This window comes from Bacillus sp. GS3m_15504 (genome assembly GCF_055825275.1).
Genome location: NZ_JBVVNL010000046.1, coordinates 1 through 221, shown reverse-complemented (window position 1 = coordinate 221; position 221 = coordinate 1). Strand labels below are relative to the sequence as shown.

Below are 221 nucleotides of genomic sequence, written 5' to 3'. Positions count from 1 at the left end.
GACAAGGTCCCAACTACCATCGGCGCTAGAGAGCTTAACTTCCGTGTTCGGTATGGGAACGGGTGTGACCTCTCTGCCATCATCACCAAACTATTGAAGGCATATTCCTTCAAAACTAGATAACATTGCTACATATTATATGGTTAAGTCCTCGATCTATTAGTATTCGTCAGCTCCACATGTCACCATGCTTCCACCTCGAACCTATCAACCTGATCATC

The 221-nt window shown here is 44.8% G+C and carries 2 rRNA genes; both read right to left on the bottom strand.

From position 1 onward, the window contains the following. Positions 1-90: ribosomal RNA gene (rrf, locus tag AC0L0O_RS30140) — 5S ribosomal RNA — on the bottom strand; the annotation flags it as partial. A gap of 49 nt (positions 91-139) precedes the next feature. Then, positions 140-221, bottom strand: a 23S ribosomal RNA gene (locus AC0L0O_RS30135); the annotation flags it as partial.